The sequence below is a fragment of the Faecousia intestinalis genome (assembly GCF_040096185.1).
Lineage (GTDB): Bacteria > Bacillota > Clostridia > Oscillospirales > Oscillospiraceae > JAZOXB01.
The window spans coordinates 1-706 of record NZ_JBBMFF010000091.1; the positions used below are offsets into that span (position 1 = coordinate 1).

The window sequence follows — 706 nt, forward strand, 5'->3', positions numbered from 1 at the left end:
GGGTGCAATCTCGCAGTACCCGGTCGGATAACAGGAAAGCCCCGGCGAATTCAGGGCACAAAATGATCCGGCAGCGCTTCGGCGCTGCCGGACTTTTTTCCATCTCAATGCGACGGCCATTCGACCGCCGTCGGCCACTGCACATGATATTGAGAACCGGTCAGATAACAGTCCAACCACCAGTGGCAGGGAGACCAGCCGCCGTTGAATGCATCATCCGCGATCCATTTCAGCAGCACAGCATCCGTGCAGTTCTCTGTGCTATGCTCAGCGCCATACACGCCCGGATATACATAGTGCCACAGCTCAAAAATACAGAAAAGCCATTCCTCGGGAAGCTCGCGCAGCACATAATTCCCATCCGCATTTGGCTCTAGATTCTGCTCCAGAATGTCCGGGATTTGAACCATGAGTCCATAGGCCGCCTTTGCATCAGGATAGGCCGTGAAATAATCCTCATGTGCCGCAACACAGCTTGCAAGCGCATCCGCGATCTGATGGAATTCCTCCAAAACGGCCGGATGGAACGTCTTATTTACGATACGGTACAGCGCCTGAAAATACCGCGAGGTAGCGTAGTCCAGCTCCGTGCTGTCTGATCCCGGCGTGCGGGAACAGGCTGTCAGCAAAGACGGGACCGCACACAGGAACACCGCGAGAAGAAAAATGGACAGAACCTTGCGCCATGCAGCAAATTTCATAAGTA

At 54.2% G+C, this 706-nt stretch carries 1 protein-coding gene; it reads right to left on the minus strand.

Annotated elements, in window-relative coordinates; all coding sequences use genetic code 11:
• Positions 1 to 104 precede the first annotated feature (104 nt).
• Positions 105 to 706 (minus strand): hypothetical protein (locus WMO66_RS01615; RefSeq protein WP_349134667.1); only part of this gene is annotated, 602 nt, incomplete at its 5' end.